This is a genomic window from Methylobacterium sp. 2A, assembly GCF_009806555.1.
GTDB lineage: Bacteria > Pseudomonadota > Alphaproteobacteria > Rhizobiales > Beijerinckiaceae > Methylobacterium.
In genome coordinates this window covers 109,576-128,328 of the sequence record NZ_VUOK01000040.1, presented here as the reverse complement: position 1 = coordinate 128,328, position 18,753 = coordinate 109,576, and the positions used below count along the sequence as shown (strand labels likewise).

The window sequence follows — 18,753 nt, the reverse complement described above, 5'->3', positions numbered from 1 at the left end:
TCACGCCCGCTCCTCCGCCTGCACGCCCACCCCGTGACGATGCACGAGTGCCGCGCCGAGCCATCCGGTCAGCCCCAGGATCAGCACCACGACGGCCGACAGGATCAGCCCGGTCGGGACCACCGACGTGTAGGCGTCACGGCTGTGCACGAAGACGTTGATGATGCTGAGGACGAGGGCCACGGCATTGCCGGCCGCGTGGATCCAGGCCGTTCGGATCCGCCGGATCCGGCGGTCGCCGAAGAAATCGATCAGGCCCGCGAGCACTGCCAGCGCCGATACGATCAGCCCGACGCTCAGCAGCCAGGCCGAGAAGTTCGCCCACTGCATGTTGGCGGTGAGCCAATAGGCGATGTCGGTCACCAGCGTCCCGACGAAGCACACGACCGGAATCGGAACCAGCATCGCGTGGATCGGGTGCCCGGCGACCTGGGCGGTCGATTGCGGGGTCGGCTGGATCAAGCGCGCGTCCTCATCACGTGACCATCTCGTGCGGCGCCTGGATTACCGCCCGCCCCGCCGAAGGTTCCCGAGCCGGACGTTCCGATCCCGACGATCAGGTCTTCGGGCGCCGGGCTCGACGCCCGGGATCACGAGACGTGCTCGCGGCAATCAGTGCGAACGATCCGTCCGATCCGGTGCGCGGCCCTGGCCGCTATGCGTGTGGTGGCTGTCGCGCTCGCCGCCGCCGCCCGAAACGTGCGATTTCGAATCGTTGGTCGGGGCGCCGGGCGGCGGGTCTTCATGATGCGGCGCCTGCGGCTTCGAGGCATCCTGGTGACTGCTCCCGGGTCCCCCGTGATGGCGGTCTGCGGCCGGATTCTTCTTCGACGTGCTCATGAGGGTGCCTCTCTGCCCCGATCCACTCCGACATGCGGACGTCGCAGCCGCCAGTTCGACGCGCCCCTCGAAGGAGCACCAGCCCTTTGAAGGGCCTGGCACGACCTCAAACCTATGGAGCGGCGGTCCGGAGGGTCCCGCGTCGGATATGAAGCCAACCGGAGGGTGGAGCCGGGGTTCCGGCATTACCGGAGCGGTGCGGCGTCAGCGGCCCGTATAGCCCTTGGCGGCCGCAGCTTCTCTGAGGCGCGCGAATGCGGTGGCATAGCGCTCCTTCAGAAAGGATGCGGCGGGCGGAATCCGGGCGGGGACGAGATTGTCCTCGGTATCGGACATCTTCACGAGAATCGCGGCGAGGTCATCGGCTTCGATCAGCGCGGTGATTCGCTCCGAATAGGCGATTCGCGCCGCGGGCTTCGTCAGGAGCGTCACGGTCCGGACGATCGCCGGCGCGAAGCCGGCCGCCCGCAGGTCGGAAGCGGTGCGCGGCGTGTCTTCCAGCACATCGTGCAGCAGCGCGGCCTGCATGATCTCCATCGGGTCGACATCCAGCCCGTCGACGAGACGGGCATGGCCGGCCCGGGCAAGGGCGGCGTTCGCGACGCGCTCCAGGTGCCGCATGCAGGGTTCGCCCCCCTTGTCGAGCTGGCCCGCATGCGCGGTGAGGGCGAAGGTATGGGCATCGAAGATCGTCGACACGGGCTTCCTCGCCGCAGACGTCCGGCGACACGCGGTGTCGGGCCGTTCCGAAGCGGGAAGTCACCGCCGCGCCGCCGCGTTCCCGCGCGCCTCGCCGCCGCGTGGCCACGGCAGATGACCCGAAGCTGCGCCCCTTCGGCGTACCGCATTTCGAGGATGCCGAATTTTCACGATCCGTCAGAAGTTTGTCGATGGCATCTCTATTGCCCAAATGCCCAGGCAACGCCATTTCTTGTCTTGAAAGCGGACAAGCGGCGGGTTGCAGTCCAGGATTGAGCCAATGGCGTCCGTTACACTCGAGAAGCCGCTCGATGTCGGCGGTCCGATCAGCCGCCGGGCGGCGGCGCTCGCCAACATGAAATGGTTTCGCGCCCTGGCCTGGCGCGCGCTGCGCGAGGGCGGTCCGCAAGCTGCCCTCCGTGCCGCGAATGCGCGGGCTGCGGCCCGGATCATCCTGCGTCAGGCGCGGCGGGAGGCGATGGTGGCGCGCTTGGCCCGCGAGGCCCTCGACCGTCAGGTCTGACTCGGCCGGCGCGCATCGTCTCGGCGGTGCAGAGCCGTCCCCGCCCATCGGCGGACGGGGACGGATGCCGATGTTCAGCGCTTGAACTTGCCGTCGTACTTGAACTCGGGCGCCGACTTCAGCTGATCCTTGGTGGCACCGATGACCGCCTTCCACTTCTTGGCGTTGGCATCGTAGCCGAGGGCGATCGAGGCCGGGGAGACCGCGACGTAGTGCTCGCCCATGCCGAGGAAGCCGCCGACCGAGACGATGTAGCCGGTGAGCTTGTCGTGATCGATCACGAGGTCCTTGATCTCGCCGACGGTGTTGTTCTGCGCGTCGGTGACGTTGAGCCCGATCAGGTTGTAGCTCAGGACCGCATCCTGCGGGACAGACTCGAATTTCGGCGCGACGGTCGGGGGCGCCTCGTTGGCGGCCAGGGCCGGTCCGGCCAGGGCGGCGGCGGCGAGGGTAGCGAGAACAAGGCGGCGCATCTGAGTCTCCAAAGTGCCCTTATGGGTCGCTGGTAAGACCCGGACCTTGTTATCGTTCCGCCTCCGCGCAGAAATGTTAATCACTGGAACATGGAACCATCCGCGACCGGCGCGCACGCCCGGCCGAAGACGCCGCCGAGGTCGGTGGCCGCGAACCGTACTGCCCGCATGCCAGGACAGATCGGCCGCCCGGCCGGGCATCGTCTCTGGCTGCACCGAGCCTGCGGTGTCACCTCGATGCCCTGGCGCGAGCGGGAGGGATGCGTGGCGGGGCAGGCAGTTGGGATGACATCGGCGCGGCCGGGCGCTGCGGGCGCGTGGATCGACGGTCTCATCGGCGTCTCCATCTTCAGCGCGTCGCTGGTGGCGACGCGGCTCGCGCTGACCGGCATGGATGCGCTGTTCGTCAGCGCCGCGCGGGCCGCGCTCGCCGGGATCGCCGGCGCGGCCACCCTCGTGCTCCTCCGGGAGAAGCGGCCGCGCGGGCATGACATCCCGGCCCTGGCGATCGTGGCGGCCGGCGTGGTCGTTGGTTTCCCGCTGCTCACGGCCCTGGCCCTGCGGACGGTGAGCGCGGCACACGGCACGGTCTTCGTCGGCCTGCTGCCGCTCGCCACCGCCCTGTTCGGCGCTCTGCGCTCCGGTGAACGCCCCTCTGCCGTGTTCTGGCTGCTGTCGATCTGCGGCGCCCTCGTCACCGTCGGCTTCGCCGCCCGCGGACTCGAGACTCCGCCCGGGGCCGGTGACGCCCTGATGTTGGGTGCGGTCGTGGTCTGCGGCCTCGGCTATGCCGAGGGCGGCGTCCTGGCGCGGCGGCTCGGCGGCTGGCAGGTGATCGCCTGGGCGACCGTCCTGTCGCTGCCGGTGAGCCTGCCGCTGGCGCTGATGCTGAGACCGGCCGATGTCTCGGCGATCCCGCTGCCGGCCTGGGCGGGGCTCGCCTACGTCGCGCTGTTCAGCATGCTGATCGGCTTCGTGTTCTGGTACCGGGCGCTCGCCCGGGGCGGGATCGCGGCGATCGGGCAGCTCCAGCTGCTGCAGCCATTCCTCGGCCTCGGCGTCGCCGCCCTCGTGCTCGGCGAGCGGATCGAGCCCGCGATGATCGGTGCGGCGGCCGCCGTCGCGCTCTGCGTCGCCCTGGCGCGGCGGTTCGCCTGACGCGGCCTTCGCCTCAGCCCGCCTTGGCCACGACCTCGATATCCCGGTCGAGCCCGCTCTCGACCTTGAACTCGCGGGTGTAGACCTGCCCGTCGTGGCGGGCGATCAGCACGTAGTCGCCCTCCGCGAGCGTGACTTGCGGGAAGGCGCCGATCGCCTCGCGGATCGTGTCGCCGCCGGGCGTGAGCACGGAGAAGGCGGTGCCGGCAAACGCCTCCGCTCCCGGTGCCGCGACGAGCTTGAGGGTCACGGTCGCGGCGCGGTGATTGAGGGTCGCCTCGGTCACCTTGCCGTTCTCGACCCGGAGGTCGGCCCGCTGGATCGCGTTCGACTCACCATAGATCGAGACCACATGGTAGGTGCCCTCCGGCAGCCGCAGCAGCTCACCGGTCTTGATCCCGGAGCGCACGAGCCGGCCCTCGGAATTGGTCCCGACCGGCACGAAGACCGAGAACGAGACCTCGGCCGGAGGGATCTTCTGGTCGCCGACGGCCCCCGAGAGCTTCAGGGCGCCGGCGGCGACGCGCAGCGTCTCGGTGATCGGCTGGCCCGCCATGACGATCCGCTTCGACGCGCTGGCGAAGCCGTAGGTCACATTCGCCGTGTAGGTGCCGGGCGGCAGGACGAAGCGCGGCTCGGCCTCGGAGGAGCGTGCGACGATCGACGGCCGGACGCCGTCGCCGGCCTCCTCGTAGATCCGCCACGCGAGGCCCTGGCGCAGCGGGGTCCCGGGTCCCGACAGCAGCGCCGACAGGGAGAGCGGCGCCTCCGGCTCGGCGGAGGGGAGGGCGGGCGGCAGATCCGGCGTCGTGATCGAGGGCGAGGGCAGCGGGCCGCCGAGGCGGTTCTGGATGGGGTCCTGCTGGGCGCGGGCGGGCACGAGCGCGCATCCCGTGACGACAATCGCCAACGCCGTCGCGGCCAGCCTCGTGCGCATCGATCGGACCCCTTGCCTCTGTCCGGCTATCCGCCTCGCCTCTGCATCCGGACCATGGCGACGGCAAGGCCGCACGTCCCCGCGGCCCTTTTCCGGGCGACCGGCGCATGCCACATCCGATCCGCATCGCGAACCCGGGACGGAGCGCATGACCGCCACCCTCGATCTCCTGAAGACCCGCCGCTCGGTGCCGCCGCCGCTGCTGGACGAGCCCGGTCCGGACCGGGCGCAGCTCGAGACGATCCTCACGGCGGCCTCCCGGGTGCCCGATCACGGCAAGCTCGCGCCCTGGCGCTTCATCGTGATCGCCGGTGCGGCGCGCGACCGGGTGGGCGAGACGATCGCGGCGACCTTCCAGGCGGACAATCCCGACGCGACGCCGGAGCGGCTCGCGCAGGAGCGCGGCCGGCTGGCGCATGCCCCGGTCGTCGTCGCGGTGGTGTCGCGGGCGGGTCCGCACGTGAAGATCCCGGACTGGGAGCAGGTGCTCTCGGCCGGCGCCGCGACCATGAACCTCGTGATCGCCGCCAATGCGGCCGGGTTCGCGACATCCTGGCTGACGGAGTGGTTCGCCTATGACCGCCGCGTGCTGGACGCGCTGGGTCTGGCGCCGTGGGAGAAGCTCGCGGGCTTCGTCCATATCGGCCGGGCGCGCGAAGTGCCCTCCGACCGGCCGCGCCCTGCGCTCGACGAGATCGTCACCTATCTCTGAGCCGCATGCGAGGTTGCCTTCACTGCATGAAGGCGCATCGATAGGGAGATCGGTCCATGAATAGGGTCCGATCGAGCGCCATTCGCATGCGATCATGCGTTAAGGGTCAATCTGTCCCGCTGCCGGTGCCCCAGCCGGCGGCGCTTCGGAGGTCACCCGGTGCATTACGATCTCGACGTCCCGCGGGAGGCGCGCGCGCTTCCGCACAACCCGCTCAAGGCGATCGTCGCGCCCCGGCCGATCGGCTGGATCAGCTCCATGAGCCGCGACGGCAAGCTGAACCTCGCGCCCTACTCGTTCTTCAACGCGGTCGCCGACGACATGGTCGCCTTCTCGTCCGTCGGCCGGAAGGACGCCATGACCTTCGCGGAGGAGGGGCGGGAGTTCGTGTGCAGCCTCGCCACCTGGGATCTGCGCGACGGGATGAACGATTCCTCGGCGCCGCTGCCGCGCGGCGAGAGCGAATTCGCCTTCGCCAAGCTCGCGACCGCCCCCTCGCAGAAGGTGCGCCCGCCGCGGGTCGCGGCCTCGCCGGCTGCCCTCGAATGCCGCTGGCTGCAGACCGTGCCGCTGGTCCCGCTGGACGGCAGCGAGGCGGAGAACTTCCTGGTGATCGGCCAGGTCGTGTCGATCTACGTCGATGTAGCCTACGTGAAGGACGGCCTCGTCGATACCGGCGCGATGCACCCGATCATGCGCGGCGGCTACTTCGACTACTTCCACGCCACGCCGGAGACACGCTTCCAGATGCGCCGTCCGAAGGGCGCGGGCGAGTTCTCCCCGTCCTGAAAACGGACCTGTTCCTCCAGGACCGATTGAGGACTTGTTTACCATGGCGGGCGCAGATTCCGGGGGTCTCCAGCCCCCGTGCGCGCCCGGATGTTCCTGTTCACCACGCCGTCCAGCCCCCCGGAAAACCCGCCGCCGGCGCGGGTGATGCCGGGGACGGCCGCTTCCGGACCGGTGGTCCAGGCGATCCGTGACGGGGCCATGGCGAGCGGCGTCGGATTCGACTACCTGCTCGCCGCGGCGCGGCGGGAATCCGCCCTGGATCCCGCCGCGAAGGCCGGGACCTCGTCGGCGACGGGACTGTTTCAATTCATCGAGCAGACCTGGCTCGGCGTGATGAAGAATGCCGGACCGCGGCTCGGTCTGCAGGCCCAGGCCGACGCCATCACCCGGCAGGCCGACGGCACTTACGCGGTGGCCGATGCCGGGCAGCGGCAGGCGATCCTCGATCTGCGCCGGGACCCGAAGGTCTCGGCGACGCTCGCCGGCGCCCTCACGCAGCAGAATGCCGAGGCTTTGTCCGGGGCGCTGGGCCGCGAGCCGACCGCGGGCGACCTCTACGTGGCCCACGTGCTCGGCGCGAAGGGCGCGGCGGCGCTGATCGGGACCGCGCGCGCCTTCCCGGCCCGGGCTGCCGCCCTCGACCTGCCGGAGGCCGCCGCCGCCAACCGCGCCCTGTTCTACGACCGCACCGGCCGTCCGCGGAGCGCGGCCGAACTCTACGCCAGCCTCGCGGCGGCCGCCCAGGGCGCGGCCGCCACCGATCTCACCGGCCTGCGCCAGGATGAGGCGGCCGCGCCGCAGGCGGTCTCTGCCTACACGAGCGCCGCCACGGCCTTCGGCGGCACCAGCGACCTGCGCAGCCTGTTCCAGACGGATCCGCGCGTCGCGGCCACGGACGCCGCAGCGCGGAACCTGCAGGCGCGGAACCTCGCCCAGCCGGCCCCGCACGACGCGCCGACCTATTTCCCGCGGACCGGCGCGGATCCGTTCACGGGCACATCCACGCCGGATCCGGTCACGACCGGCGCACTCGCCGCACCTGCGGCGACGCCGCCCGGCAGCGCCCTCGTCAACCCGCCGTTGCCGCCGCGGCGCCCGGCCGAACTCGCTGCGGCGGGTTTCCCGGCCGGCGTCAGGAACAGCCTGTTCGCACCCCGGAGGGGTCCATGATCATCCGCGAGTTCCTGACCCGGACACAGACCGCCTCCGCGGCCCGGCGCGCCGAGGCCGCCGCCGTGCTGGCGCGGGCCTATCTCTACGGCGGCCTTCCCACGGACGAGGCCTGGGAGGCCAAGACCGCGCTGCTCACCCTCCTGGACGATCCCTCGCCGATCGTTCGCCGGGCCCTGGCGGAAACCTGCGCGGCCTCGGCGCGGACGCCGCGGCCCCTGGTGGTCGCGCTCTCGTGCGATGTGCCGGAGGTGGCGCGTCTGGTCCTGGCGCGCTCACCGGTGCTGACCGATGCCGACCTCGTGGACGCCGCCGCCCTCGGCGACGAGGCGACGCGGGCGGTGATCGCCGCCCGGCACCACCTGTCCCACACCGTCTCGGGGGCGCTGGCGGAGATCGGCGAACTCGAGACCCTGATCGCCCTCGTCCGGAACCCGACCGCCAAGATCACCGCGGGCCGGATGCTGCGCATGATCGAACGCCGGGGTGCGGAGGCCGATCTGCGCGAGGCCCTGCTCGTCCGCGCCGATCTCCCGCCCGAGGTGCGCCACGCGATCGGCCTCGCGGTGGCGCAGGCGCTTTCCGGCTTCGTCATCGACCGGGGCTGGCTCGGAAGCGAGCGCTGCGACCGGCTGCGCCGGGAGGTCGGCGAGCGCGTCGCCCTCGAAGTCTGCGAGAATTCCGGGGCCGCCGGCCTCGCCCGGCTGGTCACGCATCTGCGCACGAGCCATCAGCTGACCGCCGGCCTGATCCTGCGCGCCGTGCTGTCCGGGCGGACCGACTTCGCCCTCGCGGCGCTCGCCGACCTGTCCGGCCAGGACCATGCCGGCGTTGCCCGGGCCCTGCGCGATCCGCGGGCCTTCGCGGATCTGCACCACCGGGCCGGTCTGCCCGATGCGCTGCTGCCGGCGATGCAGGCCGCGCTCTGGGCGTGGCAGGACGTCGCCCGCCGCGCGGCGCCCGTCCGCGGCACCGGCCTGTCGCAGCGGATCATCGCCTGCGCCATCGAGGCCTGCGGCACCCTGCCGGGGGCCGAGATGCAGCCGGTCCTCGTGCTGCTCAACCGCTACGAGGCCGAGGCCGCCCGCGACGAGGCCCGGGAAGCCGCCCGCGCCATTGCGGCGGCGGCGGTCGCGCGCGAGACCGCGCGCCGCGAGGCCGAGGCGCTCGACGCCACGTGGCGCGCCGCGCTGGAGAACCAGCGCCGGACCGCCTTCTCCTCCGAGGCCGCACAAATCGTCGTCGCCGAAACCGCGATCGGAACCGCCGACGCCGCGGCGGCAGCCGAACCGAACAACCCGGTCGGCGCGATCCTGGACGCGCTGCCGGAGCAGATCCTGGCTTGGTATCGGACCGAGACACCGGCGGCGGACCCGGCCGCCGAGGCCGCCACGGAAGCCGTGCTGAACAGCCTCGGCGACAGCCTGCTGGACCAGTTCCGGGCCAGCCGCGGCGTTGCGGCGTCCACCGAGAAGGCGGGCGAGGCCGACAAGGCGGCGAAGATCGCCGCTTGAGCGCGAAAACCATCGCTCGCTGCAGGTCGGGGCGCGTTCGCCATCGGACCCGCGTCGCAAAATGTCGGCCCCAAGGTTTTGTCGACATGGCGCCGACATCGGGCTTGCACGGTCGCCCTCCCGCCGGGCCGCGTCGATTGGTAATCTGAGACATTGCCGTCGAGGCGACGGCCCGCACAGCTTGCCTCGTCGGTATGCAGAATTATTCTTTGTTCATACCGACGAGGGCTCTTCAGGGCAGCGGTTCAGAGGGCGGACATCGAGCGCATGACGGTGGTGTTCACCGGGCCTATGGCGGCCGAAATTCGGGCCGCTGTGGAGGCGGGGGAGTACGCCTCGACGAGCGAAGCGGTCCGGGACGCCGTGCGGCTCTGGTCGACGCGCCGCCAGCTCCGAGAACAGGATGTCGCCGAACTCCGCATGGCATGGGATTGCGGGCTTGCCAGCGGTCTCGTCGGCCCGCTGGATTTCAGCGATCTGCGGCGGGACGCCCGCGCGCGACCCGCCGGGAAAAGTGACGGTGAACACGGCGGTTGACATCGTCTGGACTCGCCTCGCCCGGGACGAAGGACTCAACATCTACGAGGCGATCGGCTCCGAGCGAGGAACCATTCCGGACTCGGATCTCGATCCGGTCAGCGGCGTGAAAATCGTCACCGTCGTGGACGGCCGGCGCAACCTGCTCCGCGACTATTCTGACGGCCTTCCGATCGATGTGGGCCGCATGAGCGATTACTCGGCGGCCCGGCGCGCCCCGGCATCCGCCGCGTCCGCGAGTCCGTAGCGCGCGATGCTGTCCTCCAGGCGCAGGGCGGCGTTGATCAGCGCCATGTGCGAAAAGCCCTGCGGCGTGTTCCCGCGCTGCTCGCCGGTATCCGGATCGATCTCCTCGGCGAACAGTCCGAGATCGTTGCCCCGGGCGATCAGCCGCTCGAAGGCCGCCTTGGCCTCGGCGGTGCGGCCGTCGAGGGCGAGACAGCCGACGCGCCAGAACGCGCAGGCCGTGAAGGTGCCTTCGTCGCCCACGAGCCCGTCATCCATCCGGTAGCGGTAGATCAGGTCGCCGACCCCGAGTTCGCGCTCGACCGCGGCGAGCGTCGCGCGCGTACGCGGGTCCTTCGGATCGAGCGCTCCGAACAGCGCGACGCGCAGCACGGCGGCGTCGAGGTGGTGCGCGTCGTAGGCGCCGACATAGGCCTGCTTCTCCTCGCTCCAGCCCCTGTCCAGATAGTCCTGCCGGACCTCGGCGGCGATGCGCTCCCATTCCGCGATTTTCGCCTCGGACACGCCCGCGATGTTCCGGGCGATCCGCGCCGCATCGGTCAGCGCCACCCAGATCATCGCCTTGGTGTGGACCTGTTGGCGCGGTCCCGTCCGCAGCTCCCAGATGCCGCTATCCGCGTCGTGACGGTGGCGGATGGCCCGCGCCGTGAGGTTGTCGAGCACCTCGGGCAGACGGTCGTTGACCTTCTCGGGCGGGTCGTAGTCGACCGCCTCCAGGAAGATGCACAGGGCCCGCAGCAACTCGCCGTAAATGTCGTGCTGGTCCTGCGCCTCGGCGAGGTTGCCGATCACCACGGGCCGCACGCCGTTCCAGCCGGCGAGGTGGTCGAGTTCCTCCTCGGGCGGCATGCCGTCGGCGATCCCGTACATCAGGCGCGTCTCGCGGCCGTAGGTGCCGTCCCGCTCGCGCAGGAAGCGCAGGAACTCAGAGGCTTCGCGCACGTAGCCCAGCATCACGAAGGCCGTCACGGTGAAGGAGGCGTCGCGCAGCCAGGTGAAGCGGTAATCGTAATTGCGGTTGCCCGGGACGGCCTCCGGCAGGCCCGCGGTCGCGGCGGCCAGGATGCCGCCGGAGGGCGAATAGGTCAGCAGCTTCAGGCAGAGGGCCGAGCGCATCACCGCGTCGCGATAGGCCCCGCGATAGGTGCTGCGGGCGCACCAGCGGCGCCAGTACGCCTCCGTGGTCTCCAGGCGGCGCTGCGCGCCCGACAAGTCGTCGATCGAGGCGTCTTGCTGATCCTCGCCGTGGGTGAGGACCAGATAGGCGGTCTCGCCCGCCGCCAGGGTGAAGCGGATCTCGGCGCGGCCATCGCTCAGCACCGGCTGCGGATGCGCGTTGACCCGCAGCCGCCAGTCGCCGGCCTCGAACAGCACGGACGCGCCTTCGACGCTGGGCGTGCTGGGGCGGCGCGCATAATCGAAGGTCGGGCACACCCAGAAGACGCCGGCGACGCTGCCCGCCTCGCAGGTGAGCATGCGGATCAGCCGGCTCTCGCCCTCGCCATCCGGGCCCTCCTCGGGCTCGGGGCTCGGGGGGTTCACCGGCATCACATCGACCAGGCGTGCCCGGCCCGTGCGCGTCGTGAACGTGGTTTCCAGGATGTTGGTGTCGGGCAGGTAGCGCCGCGCCGTCCCGTCGAGGTCGTCGAACGCCACGCTGCAGGCGCCGCCCGTCTCGTCGTCGAGGAGTTTCACGAACAGGGCCGGCGAATCGTGGCGCGGCCAGCACAGCCAGTCGATCGAGCCGTCGCGGGCGATCAGGGCGCAGGAATGGGTGTCGCCGATGAGGGCGTAGTCACTGATGGGCTTCGACACGGGGGATTCCGGATGGCGGCCTCACCCGTCAAGCTGGGCGAATGCTGATCCGGGGAGTTAGCCGGGGTGATCCGCATGGGGAGTCCGGCTCGACGATTCGCCGCAGGACGGGAAGCAACCGGGAAGAGGTCAGCCTCGGACCGGCCCTCGATGGCGGCCCCGCGAAAGAGATGACGCCGCGCCTCGGGCGTATCGCTGCGGGCGGCGGCAGGGAAACACGCGCTTACAAATTGGTTCTGCCGGCCGTCTTCGAATAATCGCCGGTTCGGGGCATGATAGCGCGATGATGCACGCCGAACCGCAAACAGACTCCGTCGCGATGACGACACCGGCAACCCCCCACATCCTGGTCGTGGAGGACGATCGGGAGATCTCGACGCTGATCGCGCGCTATCTGCGCGGGAACGATTGCCGCGTGACGCTCGCCGGCGACGGGACCGACATGGACCGCGCTCTCGCGGAATCGCGCATCGACCTGATCGTGCTCGATCTGATGCTGCCGGGCGAGGATGGCTTGAGCCTGTGCCGCCGCCTGCGCGGATCCTCGCAGATCCCGATCCTGATGCTGACGGCGAAATCCGAGGATGTCGACCGGATCCTCGGGCTGGAACTCGGCGCCGACGATTATCTCGCCAAGCCGTTCAACCCGCGGGAGCTTCTCGCCCGCATCCGCGCGATCCTGCGCCGGGTGGCCGCCGAGGCGCCCGACACGGACGAGCGGCGGCGCCTGCACTTCTCCGGCTGGACGCTGGACGTGTCCCTCCGGCAGGTGCTCTCACCGGAAGGCGCCCGCATCGCCATCACGGGGGCGGAGTTCGACCTGCTGCACGCCCTGTGCCTGCGCCCCGGCCGGGTCCTGTCGCGCGATCAGCTGCTCGATCTGACGCAGGGACGGGCCGCCGGCCCGTTCGAGCGCAGCATCGACGTGCTGATCTCCCGGATCCGCCAGAAGATCGAGCGCGATACCCGCAATCCCGAATTCATCCGGACGATCCGCTCCGGGGGCTACCTGTTCACGCCGGAGGTCACGCGCTCATGAGCGTGCTGCGGCGGCTGCGCGCCCGGCTGCGGCCCGCGACCATCGCGGGGCAGATCGCGCTGCTCGTGGTGGCGGGCATCGCGGTGGCGCATATGGTCGCCACCGCGGCGTTCCTGCTGCTGCACGAGCCGCAGAATCCCGACGAATTGCCCGGCGTCGCCGCGAGCCGCCTCGGCATGCTGTCGCGGCTCCTCGATTCGGTCGATCCGGCGGCCCGGCCGGCGCTCCTGGCCAGCGGGCGCGGCCTGCCGCTGCTCCATGTCGAAGCCTGGGACGGCGAGGCTCCGCCCGGGGCCGAACCGGTTCCGGATCTGCCGGTCATCCGCCGCCTGCGCAACGGCGCCGGCCGGCCGGTCACGATCGTCGACCTGTCCGCGGGCGACCCGGAGCAGGAGCGTTCGGCCGGACGGCTCCACGTCGGCATCGTCACGGCCGGCGGCGCGACGCTGCAGGCCACCCTGCCGAACGATCCGCTCCGCCCGCCCAAGCAGGGCGCCCTGATCTTCACCGTGGTGTTCCTGGCGCTCACGCTGGCGCTGCTCTGCGTCTGGGCCACACGCGCGCTGACCGCGCCGCTGAAGCGCCTCGCCGGCGCCGCGGAGGCGTTCGGAGCCCGCGACGACCACGTCGCCCTGCCGGAGGCGGGGCCGCGCGAAGTGCTCGCCGTGTCGCGGGCGCTCGACCGGATGCGCTCGCGGGTGCGCCGGCTGATCGACGACCGCACCCAGATGCTCGCGGCGATCAGCCACGATCTGCGCACGCCGATCACCCGCCTGCGCCTGCGCGCCGAGTTCATCGAGGACGACAATGCCCGGGCCGCCACCCTGCGCGACCTCGACCAGATGAACGGACTCGTGGAGGCGGCCCTCTCCTTCGTGCGCGACGGTCAGGCGCGGGATGCGAGCAGCTTCACGCTCGTCGACCTCGCCTCCGTGGTGCAGACGGTCTGCGACGATTTCGCGGATATCGGCGCGCCGGTGAGCGTCGGCCGAAGCCGCCACGTCCTCGTCCGAGGTCGCCCCGAGGAATTGCAGCGCGCGGTGACGAATCTCGTCGACAACGCCGTGAAGTACGGCGGCCGGGCGGAGGTCGACATGGAGACCTCCGCGCGCGGGGTCCGCGTCTGCGTGCGCGACTCAGGGCCTGGCATTCCGGAGGCGGAGCGCGAGGCGATGCTGCAGCCGTTCGTCCGCGGCGACCGGGCCCGGAACCTCAACGAGGCGCGGGGCTTCGGCCTGGGCCTCTCGATCGTGCAGGCCATCGTCGAGGCGCATGACGGGCGGCTGATTCTGGAGAACGCTCGCGAGAGCGGCCTCGATGCCGTGATCGAACTGCCGCTCGCCGCGCAGGTTTTTGCCGGGCAGGCGGCGCGCAAGCCGGCGCCGGCGCCGGCCGAGGCGGCCTGAGGATCCGCTCGGGCGCGCTCCGCCCGGGTGGATACCGGTTCGGCGCGAGCGCGTCACGACACATCAGGCTGAAAGACACGCGTGTCTTCCCTCGCCCCTGTGGGGAGGGGGCAGGGGTAGGGATAATCGGGGATGGGGCGCAGCGGTGCCGTCTGCTCCACGCCCGCTTCCGACTCCTCCCAAGAAGCTTGAGCGATACCGGGCAAGCCCGGGACGCCAGGGGAGGCGCGCGCCTCGGCGCAGTCAGGTGACCAACATGGGCCGCATGGGGGAGGAACCCGTCGCGCTCGGAAGGTCCGCGGGCACGCCGCCGTCATGTCCCGCGGGACAACGCGCTCGGGCACGGTTTCAGGCCGCCCGGATATGACCCAGGAACTGCGCGACCTGAGCACGGAGTTGCTCCGCGCGCGCCGCCAGGGTGTCGGAGGCCTGCGCCACCGAGGCGGCAGCGTGGCCGGCATCGTCGGCGACCCGGGCGACTTCGGCGATATCGGCCGTCATCATGCCGGTTCCGGCGGATGCCTGACTCATGCTGCGAACGATATCCTGGGTGGTGACGCCCTGCTGGTCCACGGCTGCGGCGATGCCGGTCGACACCTCGTTCATCGCCTCGATCTGCGAGGCGACCTCCCGGATGGCCGACACGGCATCCCCGGTGACGGTCTGGATCGCGGCCACCTGCCGCCCGATCTCCTCGGTGGCGCGGCTCGTTTGGGTAGCGAGTTCCTTGACCTCGGCCGCGACCACCGCGAATCCGCGCCCCGCCTCGCCCGCCCGGGCCGCCTCGATGGTTGCGTTCAGCGCCAAAAGGTTGGTCTGCCCGGCGATGGTCGAGACGATCCCGACGACATCGCCGATTCGCATCGCCGCCGTGGCGAGGTCGGTCATGGTCTGCTCGGCGCGCCGGGCCTCCCCGACAGCCGTGGCCGACAGGCCGGTCGCCTGCTCGACCTGACGGCCGATCTCCCGCACGGACGCGCCCAGTTCCTCGGCGGCCGCCGCGACCGTGTCGACGTTGTCGGATGTCTGGCGGGCCGCCCCGGCGACGCTGGTCGAGCGCTCTGACGTGCCCGCGACCGCAACCCGCATGGCGCCGGACGCGTCCTGAAGCGCCGACACGGCCTCGGTCAGGTCCTCGGCGATGCCGCCGACCGACCGCTCGAATCCGTCGGCCAGCTCCTGCAGCATGGCCCGCCGGTTCTGCTCCTCCCGCAGGCGCCCGGCCTCGCGAGTCTGCAATTGCTGCGCCGCATCCTCCAGGGACATCTCGTGGATCGTCACCACGGCCCGGGCGATGTCGCCGATCTCGTCCCGCCGCCTGCTGCCGGGCACATCGTGCAGCGCCTGACGGTCGGCGAGCGCCTTCAGCGCGCGGGTCAGGGCACCGAGCGGCGCCACGATCGAGCGGGCCAGCAGCAGGCCGAGCACGGTCGTCGCCGCCAGGATGCAGAGGCCGATCAACACCAGCGTGTACGAGAGGGCGCGGACCGCCGCGATCGCTTCGGCCTCCGACTGCTCGGCGACCACGATCCAGGGCGCGCCGAGCACGCTGAGCGCGGAGGTGGCCGCCAAGTGCGGTCCGTCCGGGGCGGTGACGACGAGATCACCGCCCGCCTTGAGACGGTCGGCGGCGATCCCCAGGAGCGCGACGCTGCCCCCGGCCTTCGCACCGGGGTTCAGCGGGGGATTGCTGCGCAGGAGACCATCGGCGCCGGCGGCGAAGATCTGTCCCGTCTCGCCGAGCCCGGCTCGCTTGGCCAGCGTCTGATCGAACAGGGCCGGGGTGACCCGCATGATGATGAAGCCGATCCGCTCCGCCGCCTGCGCGGTCCCCATGGCGACGTTGGCGCGCTTGGTCATGGCTCGGCCGATGAAGGCGGCCGGAACGCCGTCCACTGGGTAGGCGCCGAAATCCTCGAACAGCACCGCGCCCGGATCGGCCGCCTTCAGCCGGGCGACGAGGCGGGCGAGGCCGGTCTGCGCGAGATCCGAATCCGAAACCGATCTGGCGAAATCGGCCCCCTTCGTGGTCGTGTAGACGATCCGGCCGGCCTCATCGACGAAGATCAGATCGGCGTAGCCCGGCTGGGCGACGAGCTTGCGCGCCACCTCCTGCACCTTGACGTGCCGACGTGCGTACATCGTGGGCATGCCGCTGCCGTCGAGCGCGACCCGTGCCTCGACCGTCTGAGGCGCCCGAAAAGCTTCGAGCAGTGCAGTGGTGTCGGCCTTCGCGAGATCGAGGGTCTCGATCAGATCCGGGAAATTGGAGACGATCTGAGGATGGGCGGCGACCGCCAGCAGGTCGGCCTGCATCCGGTCCGCGACCAATTCAACGCCGTCCCGGCGCGCCGCCGCCGCCAATTGCAGGCGCTCCTGCGCTGCATCGATCAGCCCGGATCGCGCCGTATACCAGCTCAATCCGCCCATGACGGTCGCGCTCAGCAATGCGAGGCCGATGATCATCGCGGGAAGCCGCACGCTCAGCCGAGACAACAGCGTCATATTCATCCGTGGCCACTTCAGCACATCCTCACGCGCTATATCCCATTCGCTTCTTTAAATTTTCGTGACGGCGGCAATGCACCGAGATTTTGCGGACACGCCAAATAGCACCGCAATAGTCCCGAACATATCCGAAACAGAAGCATTTGTTTTGCTGTGCCGCAGCGACCAGCGCAGGGCGTAAGGCCATGTGCGCGAGCAGGCACCACGTTGGACGACTTCAATATTTGATTTGTACTCCGCTCGTCTTTCGCGCATCGGCTCTCCGCCCGGTCATGGCGTCCGCGATGCCTCATCGAACAGCGGCCCGCCGCCTGCTAGAGCGAGGGCGTTGCGCAGGTCGGGAGGGGACGGGATGACGAGCGAGGCCAAACCCGGCGGCGAATGCCGCATCGCGCTGATCGGCGCGCCGATCGAAATCGGGACCAGCGAGGCCGGCGCCCTGATGGGGCCGGCGGCCCTGCGCACGGCCGGTCTGGTCCGTGCCCTCTCCGACCTCGGCTGTTCGGTCGTCGATCACGGCGACATCGCGCCCGATGGCGCCGCGGTCGGGCGCGGTCTCGAGGCCGTAGCCGCCTGGACAGGCGCCCTGTCCCGCGTCGTCGAGGCTGCGCTCGATCAGGGCGCGGTGCCGGTGACCGCGGGCGGCGACCACAGCCTCTCCCTCGGCTCGATCGACGGCGTCATGCGGCACTGCGCCCGGCAGGGTCGGCCGCTCTACGTCCTCTGGCTCGATGCCCATGCCGACTTCAACACGCCGGAGACCTCCCCGTCCGGCAACGTCCACGGCATGCCGCTGGCAGCCCTGTGCGGCGAGGTGGGCTTCCCGCCCCTGTTCGCCGAGCCGGCGCCGCCCGCCCTCAGCCCCGCCAACGTCCACCTGTTCGGCCTGCGCTCCATCGATGCGGGTGAACGCGCCCTGGTGACGGCCCGGCGCGTCGGCATCACCGACATGCGCACGATCGACGAGTTCGGCGTGGTCGCGCCCTTGCGAAAGATCCTCGCGCAGGTCGACGGCCTGGGCGCTCACCTCCACGTCAGCTTCGACATCGATTTCCTCGACCCGTCGATCGCCCCGGGCGTCGGCACCACGGTGCCGGGCGGCGCCACCTTCCGGGAGGCGCATCTGATCATGGAGATGCTGCACGATTCGGGCCTCGTGCGCTCGCTGGACATCGTGGAGCTCAACCCCTTCCTCGACGAGCGCGGCCGCAGCGCCAAGGTGCTGGTCGAGCTCGCGGCGAGCCTGTTCGGGCGCCGGATCCTCGATCGGCCGACCGTGCCGGTCGAGGCGGTGCCGAGCGACGCGGCCGAGCGCGCCTGATGCACGCGCACAGCCCGGATGCGGATCGAACGACCGCGACCGCGCCGCTCCGACAGCGTTCGGACGGCCGCGTCCGGCTGCGAGCCGGACCGGCCAGCCTGGGCGGCGCCACGCGGATCCTCGACCTGTCGGAGGCGGGCCCCTCGCGCCTGCGCTTCCCGCGGGGGGCGGGCGGCCTGGAAGCCGTCCTCGTGAACACGGCCGGCGGCGTGGCCTGCGGCGACACGTTCTCGATCGCGCTGGAGCTCGAACCGGCGGCCGATCTCACCCTCACCACCACGGCCGCCGAGAAGATCTATCGCTCCGACGGGCCGGTGAGCCGCATCGAGAATCGCCTGAACCTGGGGGCGGAGGCCAGGCTCGCCTGGCTGCCGCAGGAGACGATCCTCTTCGATCAGGCCCGGGTCAGCCGGCGTTTCGAGGCGGATCTTGCCCCCGGCGCATCCCTGCTCGCCGTGGAGATCGTCGCCTTCGGCCGCGTCGCCCGGGGCGAGCGGATCACGGCCGGCCTGTTCTCGGATTCCTGGCGCGTGCGTCGCGCCGGCCGGCTCGCCTATGCCGACACTTTCACGATCGCGGGCCCGATCAGCGATCTCCTGGCCCGCCCGGCGATCGGCGGCGGCGCGTGCGCCTGCGCGACGCTGCTGGATGTTTCCGACGGGGCCGAGGGCCGGCTGGAGGAAGCCCGCGCCCTCCTGAAAGCGGCCGATCCGGCCGGGATCGAGGCGGCAGCGAGCGCCTGGAACGGGCATCTCGTGGTGCGCGCCCTCGCGCGGGGCGTGGGTCCCCTGCGTGCGCTCATGGCCCATTGCCTCGCCGGCTACCGCGGCCTCCCGATGCCGCGGGTCTGGCAGTGCTGAAACGATCCGGCCCGGCGGCCGCATCGAAGCCGTTGCCTGGAACCGCCGACCTCTGCTAGAGACGCGCACCCGGAGCTGTCCGCCAAGCTCCGCACGGCGCCTGCGGGCTGTCGGTAAGGCCTCGTGGCGGAGTGGTTACGCAGAGGACTGCAAATCCTTGCACCCCGGTTCGATTCCGGGCGAGGCCTCCATTCTTCCTTTCG

At 71.0% G+C, this 18,753-nt stretch carries 19 protein-coding genes and 1 tRNA gene; 13 read left to right on the top strand and 7 right to left on the bottom strand.

Going from position 1 to position 18,753, the window contains the following annotated elements:
- The 3 genes from FVE89_RS19075 to FVE89_RS19065 all read right to left on the bottom strand — a co-directional run bounded on the left by FVE89_RS19075 (position 1) and on the right by FVE89_RS19065 (position 1,461).
- Positions 1–462, bottom strand: a complete 462-nt coding sequence (locus FVE89_RS19075) for a DUF2231 domain-containing protein (protein ID WP_246731007.1) — start codon at positions 460–462, stop codon at positions 1–3.
- A gap of 150 nt (positions 463–612) precedes the next feature.
- On the bottom strand, positions 613–840 hold the full coding sequence (locus FVE89_RS31245; protein WP_160535687.1) for a hypothetical protein: 228 nt from the start codon (positions 838–840) through the stop codon (positions 613–615).
- A 204-nt stretch (positions 841–1,044) separates the two neighbouring features.
- Complete coding sequence (locus FVE89_RS19065; RefSeq protein ID WP_246731005.1) at positions 1,045–1,461, bottom strand: phosphohydrolase; 417 nt, start codon at positions 1,459–1,461, stop codon at positions 1,045–1,047.
- 358 nt (positions 1,462–1,819) lie between these two features.
- On the opposite strand from FVE89_RS19065, the gene FVE89_RS19060 reads away from it, so the two are divergent.
- Positions 1,820–2,062, top strand: a complete 243-nt coding sequence (locus FVE89_RS19060; protein ID WP_160535683.1) for a hypothetical protein — start codon at positions 1,820–1,822, stop codon at positions 2,060–2,062.
- Between the two features lie 74 nt (positions 2,063–2,136).
- Here FVE89_RS19060 and FVE89_RS19055 read toward each other — a convergent pair whose 3' ends face one another.
- Complete coding sequence (locus tag FVE89_RS19055) at positions 2,137–2,535, bottom strand: PRC-barrel domain-containing protein (RefSeq protein ID WP_160535681.1); 399 nt, start codon at positions 2,533–2,535, stop codon at positions 2,137–2,139.
- Positions 2,536–2,820: 285 nt separating this feature from the next.
- Here FVE89_RS19055 and FVE89_RS19050 point away from each other — a divergent pair, with 285 nt between their 5' ends.
- The gene (locus FVE89_RS19050; RefSeq protein WP_160535679.1) at positions 2,821–3,693 is read left to right on the top strand and encodes a DMT family transporter; all 873 of its coding nucleotides are present in this window, start codon (positions 2,821–2,823) and stop codon (positions 3,691–3,693) included.
- Between the two features lie 13 nt (positions 3,694–3,706).
- Here the strand turns inward: FVE89_RS19050 and FVE89_RS19045 are convergent, their stop codons facing one another.
- Positions 3,707–4,630: a hypothetical protein gene (locus FVE89_RS19045; protein ID WP_160535677.1), complete on the bottom strand. Its 924-nt coding sequence runs from the start codon at positions 4,628–4,630 to the stop codon at positions 3,707–3,709.
- Positions 4,631–4,778: 148 nt separating this feature from the next.
- Between FVE89_RS19045 and FVE89_RS19040 the strand changes: the two genes are divergently transcribed.
- From FVE89_RS19040 to FVE89_RS19015, 6 genes are all read left to right on the top strand, one after another.
- Positions 4,779–5,342: a nitroreductase gene (locus FVE89_RS19040; RefSeq protein WP_160535675.1), complete on the top strand. Its 564-nt coding sequence runs from the start codon at positions 4,779–4,781 to the stop codon at positions 5,340–5,342.
- A 159-nt stretch (positions 5,343–5,501) separates the two neighbouring features.
- A complete protein-coding gene (locus FVE89_RS19035) occupies positions 5,502–6,131 on the top strand; it encodes a flavin reductase family protein (protein ID WP_160535673.1) in 630 nt (209 codons plus the stop codon).
- 90 nt (positions 6,132–6,221) lie between these two features.
- Complete coding sequence (locus FVE89_RS19030) at positions 6,222–7,304, top strand: lytic transglycosylase domain-containing protein (protein WP_160535960.1); 1,083 nt, start codon at positions 6,222–6,224, stop codon at positions 7,302–7,304.
- Positions 7,301–8,818 (top strand): DUF2336 domain-containing protein, encoded by a 1,518-nt coding sequence (locus FVE89_RS19025; RefSeq protein ID WP_160535671.1) that lies wholly within the window; start codon positions 7,301–7,303, stop codon positions 8,816–8,818. The genes FVE89_RS19030 and FVE89_RS19025 overlap by 4 nt, the downstream gene beginning before the upstream one ends.
- Positions 8,819–9,085: 267 nt before the next feature.
- Positions 9,086–9,355 (top strand): type II toxin-antitoxin system ParD family antitoxin, encoded by a 270-nt coding sequence (locus FVE89_RS19020; protein ID WP_246731003.1) that lies wholly within the window; start codon positions 9,086–9,088, stop codon positions 9,353–9,355.
- Positions 9,339–9,602 carry a hypothetical protein gene (locus FVE89_RS19015; protein ID WP_160535669.1) on the top strand — a complete coding sequence of 88 codons (264 nt, stop codon included), beginning with the start codon at positions 9,339–9,341 and terminating at the stop codon, positions 9,600–9,602. The genes FVE89_RS19020 and FVE89_RS19015 overlap by 17 nt, the downstream gene beginning before the upstream one ends.
- Here FVE89_RS19015 and FVE89_RS19010 read toward each other — a convergent pair.
- Positions 9,551–11,416, bottom strand: a complete 1,866-nt coding sequence (locus FVE89_RS19010; protein WP_160535667.1) for a glycoside hydrolase family 15 protein — start codon at positions 11,414–11,416, stop codon at positions 9,551–9,553. The two genes, FVE89_RS19015 and FVE89_RS19010, sit on opposite strands and share 52 nt — an antisense overlap.
- Positions 11,417–11,699: 283 nt before the next feature.
- On the opposite strand from FVE89_RS19010, the gene FVE89_RS19005 reads away from it, so the two are divergent.
- Both FVE89_RS19005 and FVE89_RS19000 read left to right on the top strand, forming a co-directional pair.
- A complete protein-coding gene (locus FVE89_RS19005; protein WP_202130913.1) occupies positions 11,700–12,455 on the top strand; it encodes a response regulator in 756 nt (251 codons plus the stop codon).
- Positions 12,452–13,861, top strand: a complete 1,410-nt coding sequence (locus tag FVE89_RS19000) for an ATP-binding protein (protein WP_160535663.1) — start codon at positions 12,452–12,454, stop codon at positions 13,859–13,861. Before FVE89_RS19005 ends, FVE89_RS19000 begins: the two co-directional genes overlap by 4 nt.
- Positions 13,862–14,209: 348 nt before the next feature.
- On the opposite strand, the gene FVE89_RS18995 is transcribed toward FVE89_RS19000, so the two are convergent.
- Positions 14,210–16,366, bottom strand: a complete 2,157-nt coding sequence (locus FVE89_RS18995; protein ID WP_160535662.1) for a methyl-accepting chemotaxis protein — start codon at positions 16,364–16,366, stop codon at positions 14,210–14,212.
- 355 nt (positions 16,367–16,721) lie between these two features.
- Here FVE89_RS18995 and rocF point away from each other — a divergent pair, with 355 nt between their 5' ends.
- From rocF to FVE89_RS18980, 3 genes are all read left to right on the top strand, one after another.
- Positions 16,722–17,690, top strand: coding sequence for an arginase (rocF, locus tag FVE89_RS18990; protein ID WP_160535660.1), 969 nt, complete (start codon positions 16,722–16,724; stop codon positions 17,688–17,690).
- Complete coding sequence (locus FVE89_RS18985; RefSeq protein WP_160535658.1) at positions 17,690–18,550, top strand: urease accessory protein UreD; 861 nt, start codon at positions 17,690–17,692, stop codon at positions 18,548–18,550. The genes rocF and FVE89_RS18985 overlap by 1 nt, the downstream gene beginning before the upstream one ends.
- 117 nt (positions 18,551–18,667) lie before the next feature.
- A tRNA-Cys gene (locus FVE89_RS18980) sits at positions 18,668–18,741 on the top strand.
- Positions 18,742–18,753 lie beyond the last annotated feature (12 nt).